Source organism: Methyloglobulus morosus KoM1 (assembly GCF_000496735.2).
Classification (GTDB): Bacteria; Pseudomonadota; Gammaproteobacteria; order Methylococcales; family Methylomonadaceae; genus Methyloglobulus; species Methyloglobulus morosus.
Window position 1 is genome coordinate 45,176 of the sequence record NZ_AYLO01000025.1, and the last position, 16,712, is coordinate 61,887.

Genomic DNA, 16,712 nt, shown 5'->3' on the forward strand with positions numbered 1-16,712 from the left:
TTGAGGTAGGAGAGCCGACATGGACAAAAGCCTATATATTGCAATGAGTGGTGCCAAACAAACTTTGTTGGCCCAAACCGCTAACGCCAATAATTTGGCTAATGCCCAGACTTCCGGTTTCAAATCTGACCTGGAGCAGTTCCGCAGTATGCCTGTTTATGGCCCAGGCTTTCCTACCCGCGTTTATGCCATGGCAGAACGCCCAGGGACAGACTTGTCCCCAGGCGCCGTACAACAAACAGGCCGTGACCTGGATGTGGCCGTTGATGGCGAAGGTTGGTTGACCGTGCAAGGTGCGGACGGTAAAGAAGCTTATACCCGTGCCGGCGACCTGCGGATTACACCTGACGGGCTACTCCAGACGGGGGCTGGCTTGCAGGTGATGGGGCAAGACGGGCCTATTTCTGTCCCGCCTTCACAAAAGCTGGAAATAGGTAAGGATGGCACTATCAGCGTTGTTCCCTTAGGCGCGAATTCAACTAACCTCGCCGTCGTAGACCGGATCAAATTGGTGAAACCTGCCTTGGATAACATGGAAAAACGAAGCGACGGCCTGATGCATGTTAAAGACGGGAAACCGGTAGCGGCCAGTGCTGATGTAACCTTAATACAAGGCGCAGTGGAAGGCAGTAACGTCAACGCGATCAGCGCCATGGTGGACATGATTGAACTCTCAAAAAACTTTGAATTACAAACTAAAGTAATGAAAAGCGCCGATGAAAACGCCAGTGCAAGTGCCAAGCTAATGCAATTGGCATAAATTGTGCATGATAGTCTACAAGAAGACAACTTTTTGACACTTGGGAGATTATCATGACAGAACGCGCATTGTGGGTAGCCAAATCCGGCCTCGACGCACAGCAAACACGGATGGCGGTTATTTCGAATAACCTGGCCAACGTGAACACTACCGGATTCAAAAAATCCAGGGCCATTTTTGAAGACCTGGTCTACCAGAACATCAGGCAAGTTGGCGCACAAACCAGCCAAAATACCCAACTGCCGTCTGGCTTGCAATTAGGCACTGGTGTCAGGACGGTTGCCACCGAAAAACTGCATACCCAAGGCAATATCCAACAAACTGAAAACTCATTGGACGTCGCTGTCAATGGTCGTGGCTTCTTGCAAGTCCTTATGCCGAACGGTGATGTCAATTATACCCGGGACGGATCGTTAAAATTGGATTCCACCGGGCAATTGGTCACTTCCGGCGGTAATCCCATAGAACCCGCGATTACCATCCCTAATGATGCTATCAGTATCACGATAGGACGCGATGGCACTGTCTCTGTCTTGCAACCAGGCAGTGCCACACCGAGCCAAGTTGGGCAAATACAGACGGCTGATTTTGTTAACCCCACGGGCTTAGAGCCAGTAGGCGAAAACCTTTATCGCGAATCGGTAGCCAGTGGCGCGCCCGTCCAAGGCACACCGGGCGAACAGGAGTTCGGACCACTGCTGCAAGGCTCTTTAGAAACCTCCAACGTCAATGTCGTTGAAGAACTGGTCAACATGATCGAAACCCAACGGGCTTATGAGATGAACTCTAAAGCCATTTCTACCACAGACCAAATGCTGTCCTTTGTGACGCAACAGTTATAGTGAGGGATAGCATAATGAAAACACTCATTTTCATAGGATTCGTTTTATCAATGCTAGAGGCTTGCACCCCTATCCCACCCAGGGATCCGGCATTTGCACCCGTTGCGCCAGCTGACTTAAGGGCGCCTGTCCAAAATTCTGGGGCTATCTACCAGTCTGGTTACGATATGCGCCTGTTTGAAGACAACAAGGCCGCACGGGTTGGCGATATTTTGACCATCATACTTCAGGAATCAACCCAAGCTAAAAAGGCGGACGACCTTAACACTAAAAAGGACAACAACATTTCCGTGTCAGCGCCGAGCTTAATGGGTTTTGCCCTGTCTGCCTTGACGGGCAATGACGCCAAAACTGAACTGGCTGCCAAACGGGCTTTTACCGGACAAGGCAAGGCCGATCAAAGCAATAGTTTAGATGGCAACATTTCTGTCACTGTCGTTGAGGTCTTGCCGAACGGCAACCTAAGGGTACGTGGCGAGAAGCGCGTTACTTTAAACCAAGGTGATGAATACATCCGCTTGGCAGGTATCGTTAGGCCTGTAGACGTATCTCCAGACAACACGCTAACTTCCGATAAGGTCGCCGATGCCACCATTATGTACACCGGAGAAGGCGCAATGGCCGATGCCAGCAAGATGGGCTGGGCATCACGGGCTATCTTCAGCCCTTGGTTCCCATTTTAGTTCCCATATAAACAGAGGGTAATGACATGTACGCACTGCAAAAAATTCTCGTTCCATCACTCCTATTGGCAGTCATTGGTGCTGCCCCGGCTTATGCGGAACGGATAAAAGACATCGCCTCCATCCAAGGCATCCGCACTAATCAATTGGTGGGTTACGGCTTGGTTGTCGGACTGGACAAATCTGGGGATAAAACAAAATTTACCGGACAAACCTTGCGTAGTATGCTGGGGCGTTTTGGGTTGACACTGCCTGCCGGTGTTGACCCTAAAGCAAAAAATATCGCAGCCGTCGCCATCGAGGCAGAACTGCCGCCATTTGCAAAGCCCGGCCAAGCGATTGACGTGACCGTATCTTCGATTGGCGATGCCAAAAGTTTGCGCGGCGGCACATTATTGATGAGCCCCCTGAAAGGCGCGGACGGCCAAGTCTATGCCGTCGCCCAGGGCAGCTTGGTGGTAAGTGGCTTGAGTGCATCGGGGCAGGACGGTTCCAGCATTACCGTCAACAACCCCAGTGTCGGTCGTATACCCAATGGCGCAACTGTTGAGCGTGCCGTCAACACGCCTTTTTCAGAAGGCAATACGTTGACTTTTAATTTACATACCCCAGATTTTACGACTGCCAACCGTATGGCGGAATCCATTAATAACACATTGGGCACGGGTACGGCAAAAGCTATTGATGCCACGTCTGTGCAAGTTAGTGGGCCGGTGGATAGTGGACAGAAAGTGACGTTCGCTTCGATGGTCGAAAACCTTACCCTTACCCTTGATGACGCGCCGGCGCGTATTATTGTCAACTCCCGAACTGGCACGGTTGTCATCAACAGCAAAGTACGTGTACAGCCGGCGGCGGTATCGCATGGCAGCTTGACGGTCACCATCAGTGAAAATCCGCAGGTCAGCCAACCCGCGCCGTTTTCCAATGGCCAAACTGTAGTCACCCCAAAATCGAATGTCCAGATCGAACAGGAAAAAAACCACATGTTCGTGTTTAACCCTGGCGTTTCATTGGATCAAATAGTCCAGGCGGTCAATAACGTGGGTGCCTCGCCCAGCGATTTGGTGGCCATCCTTGAAGCACTTAAATCAGCAGGCGCATTGCGTGCCGAGTTGATCATTATCTAATCGGAGACGGTTATGCTAAACGTAAACCATGCCAGCGCCAGTGCCGATGTTTATACCGATTTCAATGGCTTGGCTAACCTTAAAAACGAAGCCAGGAAAAACTCACCGGATTCCGTCAAGGAAGTCGCTAAACAATTTGAATCTATTTTTGTCAGCAATGTGCTTAAAGGTATGCGGGACGCAAAGTTGGCGGATGGTATTGCCGATAACGACCAAAGCAAGTTTTACAAAGAAATGTATGACCAGCAGTTGGCCGTGCATTTATCGGGCAAGCCAGGGGTTGGCCTTGCAGACTTGATCGTCAAGCAGTTAAGCCCTGACGACAAGAACGACAATAAGAAAATAGGTCTTGAAGATTACCTGAACAGGTCATCTGGATCTAACAAGACCGTTTCACATTCTTCACGGGCTGCCGATAGGTCGGCCAACAGGAAAGACGACAATAATCTGGGCATATTCAAATCTTATGTACAAGAGATGCGCCCGGCTAGTGGGATAGACGAAACTCAATTAAAGAACACACAATCCGGGCCGATAACGTCAGCAGGAGATTTCGTACAGAAGCTCTACCCTTATGCGGAGCAAGCCGCGAAGGAATTGGGCGTAGAACCCAAGGTCCTCCTGGCGCAAGCGGCATTGGAAACGGGTTGGGGCCGTTCAGTCATCAAGAACGGTGACGGCAGCAGCAGTTTCAACCTGTTTAATATTAAGGCCGGCAAAGGCTGGGATGGCGGACAGGCGCGAGTGTCTACACTGGAATACCGGGATGGCGTTGCCAGAAAAGAACAAGCAGGTTTTAGGTCTTATTCTTCGTACCAGGAAAGTTTCAATGATTATGTGGACTTTATCAAAGCTAATCCGCGTTATCAGGATGCGTTGCAGCATGTCGGCAATAGCCAGCGCTATGTGCACGAATTGCAACGTGCAGGTTATGCGACTGACCCAAGCTATGCCCACAAGATTATGAGTATTTTTAATGGCGATAAGATGGCTGATCTTGACAAAAAGACAGTCGTGGCGATGAACTGATGACCGCAATAACTATAGGGTTTATGTCCCTCAAATCGGGGTTTTAATATGTCAGGTATTATAAGTACTGGATTGTCAGGCCTTTTGGCTTCTCAAAGCTCTTTGAGCACCATTAGCCACAACATAGCCAATGTCAACACCGAAGGTTATAGCCGTCAGCGTGTCGAACTTAGCGCAAGTCTACCTCAGTTTACTGGCGGTGGGTATGTTGGCCAAGGGGTTGATGTCGCTACGGTTACCCGTAGCTATGACCAATTTATCAGCAACCAATTGAGTTCAAGCACATCAGCTTTTGGAGAATCAAATACGCTTTCAACTTTAGCATCCCAAGTGGACAATATCACCTCCAATGAAGCAACTGGCTTGTCCACAGGATTAAAATCGTTCTTTAGTGCAGCCAACGGGGTTGCCAATGATCCTACTTCACTGTCCGCCAGGCAAGTCATGCTCACAGAAGCCAGTTCCTTGTCACAGCAATTCAATCGGCTGTCATCGCAATTCGATAGCATACGAAATCAGGTGAACGGGCAAATGCAAAGCACCGTTGACGACATCAACTCCTTGGCCAAGAACATCGCCGAATTGAACGGTAAAATTGCTGTCGTGGCTACCAATTCATTGTATTCACAACCGCCGAATGACTTGCTGGATCAGCGTGATGCGCTCATCAATAAACTGGCAGAAAAAATTAGCGTTACGGCAATCCCCCAACAAAATGGTTCGATAGACTTGGTTATCGGCAAAGGACAATCTTTGGTGTCGGGTACAAGTACTGCCAAACTGTCTTTGGTGGGTTCAGCCAACGATCCCAGCCATAAAGATGTCCTATTGGATGGGCATAATATAGGCAAAGACATCAATGGTGGCGAATTGTCCGGCGCGATTAAATTCCGAGACCAAATTCTCGACCCTGCCCAACAACAACTGGGCTTGGTAGCGGCTGGGTTCACTGTCCAATTTAATGCATTGCATACCACAGGCTTCGACCTGAACGGCAACGCAGGCACAAATATGTTCAGTCTAGGAGCGTCGGCGTTGAACGTCCCTGTCATCGCCAATCCTAGCAATGTCGGTAGTATAACGGCAACTTACGATCCATTGACATCAGGCCAGTTGGCTCCCAGTGATTACAACCTGAGTTATGATGGCAGCAACTTTTCGCTAAAACGCTTGAGTGACAATACCGTTACGACTTTTGCAGGGCCTCCCCCAACAACGATAGCTGGCCCCGGATTCAGTATCTCAACAGGAGCGACGGTTGCGGCTAATGACAGTTTCCTGATTAGGCCGACTTTTAATGCCGCCCAAACGATGACGACCTTGATCACCGACCCGACCAAAATTGCTGCCGCTGGTACGACAGGCGGCGCAGGCTCACCAATAACAGGTGACAATACGGTCGCTTTGGGTCTGGCGAACCTTGAAAATAAGCCTATTTTGTCAGGCGGAAGGTCTACTTTTAATAGCGCTTACGGGCAATTGGTTTCACAGGTTGGTGCTTTAACGAGTTCGGCAAAAGTTAGCAGCTCAGCCCAGGAAGCCTTATTGAACCAAGCCAAACAATCCAGGGAAAGCCTGGCAGGTGTCAATTTGGACGAAGAGGCAGCTAATATGCTCAAATACCAACAGTCATACCAAGCCGCCGCGAAAGTCGTTAGTATTGCCAGTTCACTGTTCGATACTTTAATCGGCGCTATCAATAGGTAGGTTATCATGCGAATATCAACGTCTTGGGCGCAACAATTATCCGTCAATGCAATGCTCGACCAACAATCAAGGTTGCAGCAAACGCAAATGCAATTATCTACCCAGAAAAGGATTCTGACGGCTTCCGATGATCCTGCTGCGGCTGCCCGCATCATTGACCTCAACCAAAGCTTAAAGCAAACGGGGCAATACCATAGCAATATTAATGCCGCTAGGGATCGGTTGTCTATGGAAGATGGGGTATTGCAGAGCGCAACGGATATATTGCAAAGAATTCATGAGCTGGGCGTACAAGGAATGAGTGGCACTAATACCGCAAACAGCCGGACTGCCGCAGCGGCAGAGTTGGATGCCCTCAACGGACAGTTGCTCAACCTTGCCAACACCAAGAATGCCAACGGCGAATACATGTTTTCAGGCCTTAAAAGCACAACCCAGCCGTTTAGCAAAGATGCCGGCAATCCTGGTGCCTACGACTATGTCGGGGATGCCAATTCGCGGCTCATACAAATAGACATGGGTCGTCAAGTGACTGACAGTGACCCTGGCACCAGTGTTTTCGGAGTCCCTACGGGACCGTCACCCGCAACAGTTCCTGCGCCAGGTTCCATCAACAATATTTTTGAAGCGATCAACAAGCTTTCCACCGACCTAAAGGCTAATGCCCCAAGCGCGGCATCCCTTGGCGACATATCCAAGGCGCTGGACAACGTGACTTTAACCCGCGCATCAGTAGGGGCGAGGCTAAATGCGTTGGACAACCAGGAAAGCATTAACTCGGCCACCGCCCTCAATATACAAACAACCTTGTCCGCAACACAAGACCTGGATTATGCCGAAGCCGTAAGCCGATTTACCCAGCAAACCGCTTCGTTACAGGCAGCACAGCAAACATTTACCCAAGTAAAAAAATTGTCCTTGTTTAATTATCTTTAGCGATATGCGTCTATACTTAACTAAAACACTGAATAAGTCCTTTCGACAAGCATCGTTCGATAAGCCCAGGTGGAACGGGGTAAAAAGTAGAACCCCTCGTGGTGAGCCTGTCCAACCATTGGTTGAAATCAATTTATCCAGAGTTCCTTCATCTGACTTAATTTAAGCCAGCATCTATTACCTGCTATTAGAGGCATCAATATGAACTTAAATAAAAAAATTGAGGATCATGCCGAATCAAAGCTTAAGTTTCTTATGGATTCTGAAACCGTCTCAAAAGACAAGCATTACAAATTAGGCGTGTGGCTGCATGGAGAGTATAGGAATAAATTAGCGAGAGCCGCTGGACGTAAGCCGTCCTGAGTGGATGGGTCGTTAGGCTATGTTCGTGTCCGCATAGGCTTTAAAGGTCTTTTGGGTCATGATGCATTTCCTGTAAGAAGGTTTGTGCAGCTCAATCCTATTGATATCCTAATTTCGTGATTCTTTATGGATTTTTCCTAATATTTTAGGAATTTACAAGGGCGAAGAAAGCAAGGCAATCATTGCGAGAAAAAGTTAATGGTGTCTGCGACTTGCTGTTTGGCGTCGTGTAATATCTGCAATGACATTTCGGGTGTCAATGTTTGGTCGCCCAGTTTTTGATAGGCTGGCATGGAGGCAATTGTGGGTAAATCGGCACCCGGAGTCCCCAGGAAACAATGGTATTTTGCCAGCAAGACAATATCATTCAGGTTGAGGTTTTCGCCGGTGTTCGCAAACCAGTCCGAGGATTGCAATGGGATTTTTCTTAAGTTTTCCGGGAATTCCCATTGCTCTAAAATAATTGAGCCTATTTGCCCTTGTACCTCATTGATGCAAAGGCTGATGTCGTTGGGTTGATAGGTATCTTCCGACAGGCTGTCAGCAAAGGTCAAAATGGGTAGCACACCGATGTTATGCAAAAGGCCTGCGAGCAGCGCCTCATCAGAATCCGCTTTTTTAGTCAACTTAGCCAGGGTGTAAGCCATGCTGGAAACCTTTATGCTTTGATACCAACTTTGTTGGATCAATTTTTTTATGATGGCTTTTTCGCTCCTAATCAGGTTTTTCAGGCTGAATGTGATGACCAAGTCACGGGTGGTCTTCCTGCCCAATCGATTGATGGCGTTGAGTGTATTGGTGATCGGCACCATCGGCATGTAAAAAGGGCTATTGACTACCTGGATCAATTTTCCGGAAATGACGGGATCCATATTGATGATTTTAACAAGGTCAGCTATTTCGCAATCCTGCTGGATTGCTTTGCGCATTTTTAAGGCGACGTCAGGGAAGCTGGGGGTTTTAAGTTCGCCATGAATATAATGTTCGTAGAAACGGCTGCCAAATGCATTGGCCTTGAGGCTTTCCGAAATCGTCAGTTCTTTATCCGCAGGGTCAGTTGTCGTCGTCATAAGGGTTATCCTTAAGGTGTCCTGAAATGTTTAGTTTTTTTATCCACAGTTGGCTTTGTAGCCATTATGATGGTAGCCAATGTAGTCCGGTATAACCTTAAATGCAGCGGGGGATTAAGTGCCAATACTAGGGTCACGCATCAAGATTAATAGCCATATTATAGACTATAAAGCGAACACAATTTGAGTTAAGCCCCATACGCATGCAACAAGCGTTGTTCTTGGCGGTTGCTTTGCATGCTAAGTTCCAATTGGCTCATCCAGGTTTGGACGCGCTTGCGGATTTCGGCATCCTCGGACAATATTTTGCTAATCAATTGTTTTTTAAGTTGATTCGCAGCCTCATCCAGCATGGTCTCGGCATCCAATAGTTTCATGGCGGCGACCAGCTCGCTGCATTGCTGCTCGATACTGATTAACTGATCCCATTCGCCGTCTTTTGCCGCTTCCAGCATTTGCCCAGTCAAGGCCGACAGGGATTCGTAATTCGCAATAACTTGAGGTGCGCCCATCTGCCTAAGCCCTTGCATAAGCTAGATGGGAATTAGTTGGAAGCGGTGCGGACTGAACGCTGTTGGGGCGTATGCTGTCCCAAGCTTCGGTTAATTCGGTCAACAGGCGTGTCACTTCGTCCAAAATAGTAATGTCGCTTTTCAAATTGGCCTCAACCAAGCGCCGCACCATATATTCGTATAGCGATGATAAGCCTTGTGCCACCTCGCCTCCGGCTTTATTGTCCAGGCTGGCATGCAGCCCTTCACCGATGATGGCGATGGCTTTGGAGATCGATTTGCCCTTGGCATCAACCTCCTTGCGTAATATTTCGTTTTTCGCGTTGTCGATGCTAAGTAATGCACCATGAAACAACATTGAAATGAGCTGGTGCGGGTCTGCCCCAATAACTTTGGATTCTACGCCGACTTTCTTGTAGGCATTAATGGCTATAGTGGTATTCATGATTCTAATCCTAGGTTATAGGTTTGCGAGTTGTTGGGTCAGATAGGCACTGGTGCCGCTCATGTTGGTCAGCATAACGTTAAGGTCGCTGTAGGTTTTGGTGTATTGTTTTTGAAGAATTGCCATCCGGACTTCCAGCTTACTGATTTGGTTGTTATACCCTGTAATCGATGTATTAAGGCTTTGGGTGCGGCTGTCAATCAAGCCGCCGGGCGCAAGCGTGGAGTCTGTCCACGCTTTCAGCCGGGTGGAAAAACCCGTAGCCGACGTGAACAAATTTGTCACGTCGCTGAAATTGTTGGTCATGGCTGTGTTAAGTTTGCTGCTATCCAGCTTTAGCGTACCATCTGCTTTAGACGTAATGCCGACTTGGGAGAGCGATGTCAAGGTGCCGCCGCTTGCGCCCACATTAAAAATGCCATGCAATTGGCTCAGCATAAGACGTACCGTTCCGTCACCCGCTAAGGCAGGTTTGGTGGTGTCGGTGCTGCTGCCGAAGGCAGAGCGGGATTTAAGTTGGCTGACCAAGGCATTGTAAGCATCGACAAACCCAGATACTGCCGTTTTGACAGCAGCTGTGTCATGCGCCACCGTCAAGTTGGTTTGCGTAGTTGTGGGTTTGTTCAGTGTTAAGGTAACACCTTGAATCGCATCGGTGACGGTGTTGGCAGGGCTAGTAATCGCTATGCCGTTCACCGTTAAATTGGCATTCTGGGCTGCAGTTGTTTGGTTTAAATGTTGTACTCCGGCAGGATCATTTGCCAATAAGGCATCTAGGGTTCCATCCCCGCCGCTGGTGGAAATCTTGAGGCTATTGCTGACACCGCTTTTTTCCGACGTTAAGGCAAGGCGATAAGGTGTGCCGCTGCCATCGTTGACGATGGTCGCCGACACGCCTATCTTTGCATTATTAATCGCATCGCGGATGCCTTGCAGTGTATTGTTCGTGCCATCTATCGTGATACTTTTTGTGCCATCGCCGTTGGAAGCAAAGGCAGCGCCACTATAAACCCCAGAGGTCAACGTGCCGCCGCTGATCGTGCCAAAATCAAAAGAAATAGTCGTTGATGTGCCGTCACCGATAGCCGTTGTGCTGCTGGCTTGTCCAACGGCAACCAGGCTCTGTGAGCGGGCCAGATTAGCTACATCCAAGGTATAAGAGCCTGCCGCTGCTGTGCTGGCGGCTGAAGCAGAAAATACGCTGGTATCGGACGGCGTGGCGGTGTAACCCTGAAAATTGGTATCCAAGCTCTGCAACGAAGTTTGCAGGCTAGAGGCTAACCCGCTGATCGTGCCGAACGATGAAATCTTGGTCTGGTAGCTGGATACCTGAGTGTTGAGCTTATCGATGGGTTGACGTTCGAGTGTCATCAACTGCGAAACGAGGCCTTGGACATCAAGGCCTCCGCTAGAGCTTACGGATGAGGTGCTTGCCATGACGAACCCCCTTGAATTAAGCCTTTTGATTTAACAAAAGGCTGTGCTGGAAACGATCTATCGAACGCGCAATCGCCACCATCTCTTCCGAGGGAATTTGACGGACCAATTCGCCAGTTTGTTTGTCGACCACCTTGACTAATGGTTTTTTAGTGTCGGTGTCCATGGTGAATTCAAACTGAAGGTTTTGGTTAGTTTGTTGCATTGCCCGGTTGATGTCGTCAGTCGTTTTCTTTAACTGTTCGGATGAAGCTTGCTTGGTCTCAGCCTTGACCTCAGAAACGACTTTAGGCGCATCTTCAGTAATGCGGCTGACAGCCTCAACCTGATTGATGTTGTTTGCAAATTGAATGATCACCTTACTTCTCCTTAATACTAATACCCAACCGGATAACCGGTTGGGTATTGATTAACGTATCTAACTTAACGCAACAAACCGAGCACAGAGTTTGGTGTTTGGTTAGCTTGCGACAGCACCGCCGTACCTGCTTGTTGCAGGATGTTGTTGCGGGTCATGTTCGCAGATTCTGCAGCAAAGTCGGTGTCCATGATACGGCTGAACGAAGCGGACAAATTCACCGACGCGGTTTGCATGCCACTGACGGCAGAACCCAGCGTTGACATGTCGGCGCCGTATTGGGCACGGTTGGCGGCAACGGCGGCGATGTCGGTGTCGATAGCGGCAACCGTAAGACCGACGGTGGCGGTAACCGCAGTGCTGACACCAGTGAATGTAGTGCCATTTCCATCCACCGTAACAGCGGTGGCGGCAGCTGTCTTTCCAGCTAGACGGGCGTTTTCAGTGACCAGTGCGGTAGCTTCCGTGCCGGCGGCGGTGCCACCCGCTTGTACCGCAAGTTCACGTAGGCGTTGCAAGTTCTCGGTGATTTGGGACGCGTAGCCATCATTGGTTTGCGCTTTTGAAATGCCGTCATTGGCGTTGCGGATGGCCATGTTGGTGCCGCGAATCTGGCTGTCATAGCCTGTGGCGGTGACAAGGCCAGTAGCGTCGTCCTTGGCGCTATTGATGCGCAGGCCTGAAGATAGGCGAGCTTGGGCAGTTTGCAGAGCATTCGCTGATTTGTTAAGTGCAGCTCCAGCAAAGAGGGCGCCGACGTTGGTGTTGATGACTTGTGCCATGATATTTCTCCAAATTGTCCCGGATTAAGAGTATTGCCGGGTTGTTTAAAATTGAGTTCCTTACCGTTTTGATAATTCCCCCACCTGACTTAGTTATCGGCACGTATTTTTTAAACTTTAATATTTTTTTCAGGTTTTTTTAAAGAATTCGTTTATGGCTGTTTGTAGGGATAATATTGGAAATATCTTGGGCATAATAAACATTCAGGAATCCACGAAGACCACCTTGACTTATCCTAATATTATAGGTATAGGCATTTCTGATTATTGATTCGGGCCTTTAATGTTTGGATCGTTCGTGCTGCGCTTGTCGAAGGGCTTAAATGGAGATTTCTACACAAGGTTTTTACAGGCGGCGGCAAAGAAGAAATTATCTGAACGCGATAAACCCGTCACACGTAGTGGCGGTTTTTGACAGGCCAACTTTAGATAAAATTGGCCTGGGAAGACAAGCCCCTAAAAGGGGTAAAGATTTCTATATCTAATTAAAAAGCCAATACGACCTGGTTTCTGCCGTTTTTCTTGGCCTTATACATGGCGCCGTCGGCACGTTTGACTAGGGCATCAACCGTCTCGTTGCCACGCAATTCGCTTACGCCCAGGCTTGCCGTTATATTGACCGCTTGCATGTTGTACGACATGGTATGATTTTCGATATTGTTCCGAATGCGTTCCGCCACTAATTCTGCGCCGATAAGATCGGTTTCGCTCAATATGACTACGAACTCTTCCCCACCAAAGCGAAACACGGCATCACTGCTGCGCAAACATTCTTTAATCCATTTGGCGACAGACGTTAATGCAACATCGCCGCATTCATGGCCGTACTGGTCATTAATATGCTTAAAATGGTCGACATCCAGAAAAATAATGGACAGGCTTTTGGAGTGCCGTGTCGCCAGGCTGATTTCCCGTTTGATGTAATCGTCAAATGCCGACCGGTTGCTGGTTTGGGTAAGCGGATCGGTATATGCCATTCTCAAGGCTTGTTGATACAAGGTTGCATTTTTTAATGGGTAAATTAGGCAACAAAGTAAGGTTTCCAGCAATTCGAGGTCTGCGATGTCAAATTTATGGCTACGCATCAGTTTCAGTTCGCCTAATGTTTGATCCTCAACCTTAAGCGCATAGCTGCAAGAATGCCTGGAAAAAACGCCATTTTTAATTTCCAGCCCAAATTCTTTATTGGTGTAAACATAAGCGCTATGCGGCACCATGCTGGCAACTTTACTGCTAAAATTTTGAATTAACTTATTAAAGTCTAATGTCGTTTGTAAGGCGCTGCTGATGTCATAGTGGTTTAAATTGACTACTTTTGTCGCTTCAAACGTCTTATTACTGACAACTGCCAAGTTTGTTGATTTGTTTTTCATGTTTTGATCCTCTTTTAAAACTTACTGTTGCAATAATGTAAGCCAATATCATGCCAAGTATTAAAAGAACTATATAATCAATAGGTTATTCAGTGTTCATGGTTTATGTGTTTGTCAGGCAAGATAACTTCTATGGTGAAATGTCAATTATTTGACGACATAGAGACAAAATTATCTCCCCTTGAGTTCCTAAGTATAGTTGATTTGGCGATGAGCATAAAAGGCCTTTGCCCATGCTTGTTTGGCGGATTATTTTTGGTGAATACGGCTGTAGCGATTGTCAACCAAGCAACATTAAAGCGATCCGCTTTTTAATGTGACTGACCGTCAAATAAATGGCGTTGCAGCAAAAAAGTGGGCTATTGTCCGCTATGTACTGGGTCTTGCGTTGGTATAGTGACAGTCGAAACGGCTGTTCGTCATTGAAGGCGACAAATTTTTACCCGTGCTTGAATAGCGCTTTGGTTTTTATTCCCGATGGCAGAAATTTTCATGAAATACTACATCAGCACCATATTATCCCGATGGATCAATTCTGCATCGTCCGCATAGCCCAGGATTTTCTCAAATTCTGCACTACTTTTGCCCGTAATAAGCTCGGCATCCGCCTTGCCATAATTGATGAGGCCTCGGGCTATTTCTAAGCCGTTTTCATCGATGCAGGACACCAATTCACCTCGTTCAAACTTTCCCGACATGGATTTTACGCCGACTGCCAACAGGCTTTTGCCGTCACTTTTTAACACCTTGACTGCGCCGGCATCCAACACCAGCTTTCCTTTAACCTGCAATTGGCCTGCTAACCAACGCTTTCTAGCGACCAATGGCTCTATGTCAGGCAAAAAGTGCGTTCCGATATCCTTCCCCGAGATCACTTGGGTAATCACGTCATCGTATACACCCGGAGCAATGACAGTAGCGGCACCTGATCTTGAAGCCAACCGTGCCGCCTTTACTTTGGTGTACATGCCGCCGCGACCTAACCCGCTGCGGCTCTCGCCGGCCATTTTTTCCAGGCGGCTGTCGTTGACGCTGATTTGTGTAATCAATTCGGCATCGGGATATACACCAGGATCGCCCGTATATAAGCCTTTTTGGTCAGTTAGGATAATCAGCAAGTCCGCCTCGACCAAATTTGCCACCAACGCTGCCAAAGTGTCATTGTCACCAAAACGGATTTCCTCTGTGGCGACGGTATCGTTTTCGTTAATGACGGGCACTACGCCAAATTTGAGCAGGGTCAGCAAGGTGCTGCGGGCGTTGAGATAACGCTGCCTGTCCGTTAAGTCATCATGGGTGAGCAAGACCTGTGCCGCGTGGTGGCCGTGCTGCTGGAAATTATCATCAAATACTCGAACCAAGCCCATTTGTCCGACTGCGGCGGCGGCCTGTAATTCGTGCAGGGTTTTAGGGCGTATTTTGAGGCCTAAGCGGCTCATGCCTTCGGCAACGGAACCGGATGACACCAAGACGACGTCAATTGACCGTTGTTTTAAGCCAACCATCTGGCTGACCCAGGATGCAATGGACGATGTGTCCAGCCCACGCCCACCTTTGGTGAGCAGGGAGCTCCCTATCTTGATGACGACCCGTTTTACTTTTGCAAACTCAGTCCTGCCCACTGTCTTTCCGTCGTTGTTTTTCCAAAAAATCCATGATCGAAAACATCAATTCTTTTGTGCCATCGCCATTGATCGCCGAAATTTTAAAGACCGGGGCTTTCCATTTTAAGCCTTTAATAATTGCTTTACAGCATTCGTCCCTTTCTGCTTCTTGCAAAAGGTCTATCTTGTTGAGGACTAACCAGCGCGGTTTGCTTACCAATTCGTCGCTCCATTTTTCCAACTCATGGATGATCTTTTTCGCTGTTTTGACAGGCGTATCCAGGTTTTCATAAGGTTTGACATCAATCACATGCAGCAATAATTCTGTCCGCGACAAATGCTTCAGGAATTGCAAGCCCAAGCCTGCGCCTTCAGCGGCTCCTTCAATGACACCAGGAATGTCGGCAATAACGAAACTGCGTTGCTCGTCTATCCTGACTACACCCAGATTGGGGTACAAGGTGGTGAAAGGATAATCGGCAACCTTGGGTGTTGCCGAGGAAACCGCCCGTATCAAGCTGGATTTTCCGGCATTAGGCATACCGAGCAGGCCTACATCGGCAATTACGGTCAATTCCAGGTTGAGCATTCGATGCTCGCCTTCTGTACCTTTGCTGGCTTTTTGTGGCGCACGGTTGATGCTGCTTTTGAAGCGGGTGTTGCCTAAGCCATGAAAACCACCTTTGGCAACCAGCAAAGTTTCGCCAATTGTGGTCAAATCGCCGATCAGTTCGCCGGTATCGGCATCGGAAACCAGCGTGCCAAGCGGTACAGGGACATAACAATCCTCGCCTTTCCTGCCAGTGCACTTACGGGCCATGCCATTTTGTCCGCGTTCTGCCCTGTGTACCGTATGGAAACGGAAATCAGCCAGGGTATTGACGTTTTCGGCAGCGATAAGATAGACGCTGCCGCCGTCACCGCCATCGCCGCCATCGGGGCCGCCCATCGGAATATATTTTTCACGACGGAATCCCACGGCCCCATTTCCGCCATCGCCAGCCTCTACACGTACGACTACTTCATCAACAAACTTCATAATTCACAATCGAGGATTTCGCAACCTGCAAAAACAAAAAAAGCCCCGTCACAAGCTGCGCGGAGCTTTTTGAAAAGCCAATCCTGTTGCTTATTGCAACAGGGAATGCCTTATCCAGCCAATATGCTGACAAATTTACGGTTTTTAGGGCCTTTTTCTTTGAATACGACTTTGCCGTCGGCAGTCGCAAACAGGGTGTGGTCTTTGCCCAAACCTACGTTGTCGCCAGGATGGAAATGGGTGCCGCGTTGACGGACAATGATATTGCCTGCCAGGACGTTTTCCCCGCCATATTTTTTAACGCCCAATCTTTTTGAATTGGAGTCGCGTCCGTTACGGGTACTGCCCCCAGCTTTCTTATGTGCCATTTCTAACCCCTGCTGTTAAGCGGAAATGCCAGTGATCTGGATTTCCGTATAGTACTGGCGATGACCCATGTGTTTCATGTGGTGTTTACGCCGTCTGAATTTAATGATCTTAATTTTTTCGTGCCGACCTTGTGACAATACTTTTGCTGTAACCTTAGCGCCCTCTATATAGGGGACTCCGATTTTTACAGCATCATCTGACTGAAACATCAGCACTTTGTCGAACTCGATACTGTCGCCAGTGCCCAGTTCAAGCTTTTCTACCTTTAAGTAC

At 48.4% G+C, this 16,712-nt stretch carries 18 protein-coding genes; 7 read left to right on the forward strand and 11 right to left on the reverse strand.

Annotated features, from left to right (window positions below; genetic code table 11):
• Positions 1-19 precede the first annotated feature (19 nt).
• From flgF to flgL, 7 genes are read left to right on the forward strand one after another with little or no spacing between them, the layout of a single operon-like run.
• Positions 20-760: a flagellar basal-body rod protein FlgF gene (flgF, locus tag MGMO_RS03685; RefSeq protein WP_023493682.1), complete on the forward strand. Its 741-nt coding sequence runs from the start codon at positions 20-22 to the stop codon at positions 758-760.
• A gap of 53 nt (positions 761-813) precedes the next feature.
• Positions 814-1,602: a flagellar basal-body rod protein FlgG gene (gene flgG / locus MGMO_RS03690; RefSeq protein WP_023493683.1), complete on the forward strand. Its 789-nt coding sequence runs from the start codon at positions 814-816 to the stop codon at positions 1,600-1,602.
• Positions 1,603-1,616: 14 nt separating this feature from the next.
• The gene (flgH, locus tag MGMO_RS03695; protein WP_023493684.1) at positions 1,617-2,285 is read left to right on the forward strand and encodes a flagellar basal body L-ring protein FlgH; all 669 of its coding nucleotides are present in this window, start codon (positions 1,617-1,619) and stop codon (positions 2,283-2,285) included.
• Positions 2,286-2,311: 26 nt separating this feature from the next.
• Complete coding sequence (locus MGMO_RS03700; protein ID WP_023493685.1) at positions 2,312-3,415, forward strand: flagellar basal body P-ring protein FlgI; 1,104 nt, start codon at positions 2,312-2,314, stop codon at positions 3,413-3,415.
• Positions 3,416-3,427: 12 nt separating this feature from the next.
• Entirely contained in the window at positions 3,428-4,444 is a 1,017-nt protein-coding gene (gene flgJ / locus MGMO_RS03705; RefSeq protein WP_023493686.1) for a flagellar assembly peptidoglycan hydrolase FlgJ, read from the forward strand.
• Between the two features lie 48 nt (positions 4,445-4,492).
• Positions 4,493-6,151, forward strand: coding sequence for a flagellar hook-associated protein FlgK (gene flgK / locus MGMO_RS03710; protein WP_023493687.1), 1,659 nt, complete (start codon positions 4,493-4,495; stop codon positions 6,149-6,151).
• A gap of 6 nt (positions 6,152-6,157) precedes the next feature.
• Complete coding sequence (gene flgL / locus MGMO_RS03715) at positions 6,158-7,087, forward strand: flagellar hook-associated protein FlgL (protein WP_023493688.1); 930 nt, start codon at positions 6,158-6,160, stop codon at positions 7,085-7,087.
• 542 nt (positions 7,088-7,629) lie between these two features.
• Here the strand turns inward: flgL and MGMO_RS03720 are convergent.
• From MGMO_RS03720 to rplU, 11 genes are all read right to left on the reverse strand, one after another.
• Entirely contained in the window at positions 7,630-8,520 is an 891-nt protein-coding gene (locus tag MGMO_RS03720) for an HDOD domain-containing protein (protein WP_023493690.1), read from the reverse strand.
• Positions 8,521-8,708: 188 nt separating this feature from the next.
• Positions 8,709-9,032, reverse strand: a complete 324-nt coding sequence (locus tag MGMO_RS03725) for a flagellar protein FliT (RefSeq protein WP_023493691.1) — start codon at positions 9,030-9,032, stop codon at positions 8,709-8,711.
• Positions 9,033-9,036: 4 nt separating this feature from the next.
• Complete coding sequence (fliS, locus tag MGMO_RS03730) at positions 9,037-9,477, reverse strand: flagellar export chaperone FliS (protein ID WP_023493692.1); 441 nt, start codon at positions 9,475-9,477, stop codon at positions 9,037-9,039.
• Between the two features lie 15 nt (positions 9,478-9,492).
• Positions 9,493-10,914: a flagellar filament capping protein FliD gene (gene fliD, locus MGMO_RS03735; protein ID WP_023493693.1), complete on the reverse strand. Its 1,422-nt coding sequence runs from the start codon at positions 10,912-10,914 to the stop codon at positions 9,493-9,495.
• A gap of 16 nt (positions 10,915-10,930) precedes the next feature.
• Complete coding sequence (locus MGMO_RS03740; protein ID WP_023493694.1) at positions 10,931-11,272, reverse strand: flagellar protein FlaG; 342 nt, start codon at positions 11,270-11,272, stop codon at positions 10,931-10,933.
• A 65-nt stretch (positions 11,273-11,337) separates the two neighbouring features.
• The gene (locus tag MGMO_RS03745; RefSeq protein ID WP_023493695.1) at positions 11,338-12,054 is read right to left on the reverse strand and encodes a flagellin N-terminal helical domain-containing protein; all 717 of its coding nucleotides are present in this window, start codon (positions 12,052-12,054) and stop codon (positions 11,338-11,340) included.
• A 485-nt stretch (positions 12,055-12,539) separates the two neighbouring features.
• Positions 12,540-13,427: a GGDEF domain-containing protein gene (locus MGMO_RS03750; protein ID WP_023493696.1), complete on the reverse strand. Its 888-nt coding sequence runs from the start codon at positions 13,425-13,427 to the stop codon at positions 12,540-12,542.
• A gap of 500 nt (positions 13,428-13,927) precedes the next feature.
• Positions 13,928-15,049: a glutamate 5-kinase gene (gene proB / locus MGMO_RS03760; protein WP_023493698.1), complete on the reverse strand. Its 1,122-nt coding sequence runs from the start codon at positions 15,047-15,049 to the stop codon at positions 13,928-13,930.
• Positions 15,036-16,070, reverse strand: a complete 1,035-nt coding sequence (cgtA, locus tag MGMO_RS03765; RefSeq protein WP_023493699.1) for an Obg family GTPase CgtA — start codon at positions 16,068-16,070, stop codon at positions 15,036-15,038. Before cgtA ends, proB begins: the two co-directional genes overlap by 14 nt.
• Before the next feature lie 110 nt (positions 16,071-16,180).
• A complete protein-coding gene (gene rpmA / locus MGMO_RS03770; RefSeq protein WP_023493700.1) occupies positions 16,181-16,438 on the reverse strand; it encodes a 50S ribosomal protein L27 in 258 nt (85 codons plus the stop codon).
• A 15-nt stretch (positions 16,439-16,453) separates the two neighbouring features.
• Positions 16,454-16,712, reverse strand: a 259-nt coding sequence (rplU, locus tag MGMO_RS03775; RefSeq protein WP_036306740.1) for a 50S ribosomal protein L21, incomplete at its 5' end; no start/stop codon positions are given.

Bases quoted from the DNA above. Each gene is read 5' to 3' on its own strand.
- flgF (WP_023493682.1), top strand. From the start codon at position 20: ATGGACAAAAGCCTATATATTGCAATGAGTGGTGCCAAACAAACTTTG.
- flgG (WP_023493683.1), top strand. From the start codon at position 814: ATGACAGAACGCGCATTGTGGGTAGCCAAATCCGGCCTCGACGCACAG.
- flgH (WP_023493684.1), top strand. From the start codon at position 1,617: ATGAAAACACTCATTTTCATAGGATTCGTTTTATCAATGCTAGAGGCT.
- MGMO_RS03700 (WP_023493685.1), top strand. From the start codon at position 2,312: ATGTACGCACTGCAAAAAATTCTCGTTCCATCACTCCTATTGGCAGTC.
- flgJ (WP_023493686.1), top strand. From the start codon at position 3,428: ATGCTAAACGTAAACCATGCCAGCGCCAGTGCCGATGTTTATACCGAT.
- flgK (WP_023493687.1), top strand. From the start codon at position 4,493: ATGTCAGGTATTATAAGTACTGGATTGTCAGGCCTTTTGGCTTCTCAA.
- flgL (WP_023493688.1), top strand. From the start codon at position 6,158: ATGCGAATATCAACGTCTTGGGCGCAACAATTATCCGTCAATGCAATG.
- MGMO_RS03720 (WP_023493690.1), bottom strand. From the start codon at position 8,520: ATGACGACGACAACTGACCCTGCGGATAAAGAACTGACGATTTCGGAA.
- MGMO_RS03725 (WP_023493691.1), bottom strand. From the start codon at position 9,032: ATGGGCGCACCTCAAGTTATTGCGAATTACGAATCCCTGTCGGCCTTG.
- fliS (WP_023493692.1), bottom strand. From the start codon at position 9,477: ATGAATACCACTATAGCCATTAATGCCTACAAGAAAGTCGGCGTAGAA.
- fliD (WP_023493693.1), bottom strand. From the start codon at position 10,914: ATGGCAAGCACCTCATCCGTAAGCTCTAGCGGAGGCCTTGATGTCCAA.
- MGMO_RS03745 (WP_023493695.1), bottom strand. From the start codon at position 12,054: ATGGCACAAGTCATCAACACCAACGTCGGCGCCCTCTTTGCTGGAGCT.
- MGMO_RS03750 (WP_023493696.1), bottom strand. From the start codon at position 13,427: ATGAAAAACAAATCAACAAACTTGGCAGTTGTCAGTAATAAGACGTTT.
- cgtA (WP_023493699.1), bottom strand. From the start codon at position 16,070: ATGAAGTTTGTTGATGAAGTAGTCGTACGTGTAGAGGCTGGCGATGGC.
- rpmA (WP_023493700.1), bottom strand. From the start codon at position 16,438: ATGGCACATAAGAAAGCTGGGGGCAGTACCCGTAACGGACGCGACTCC.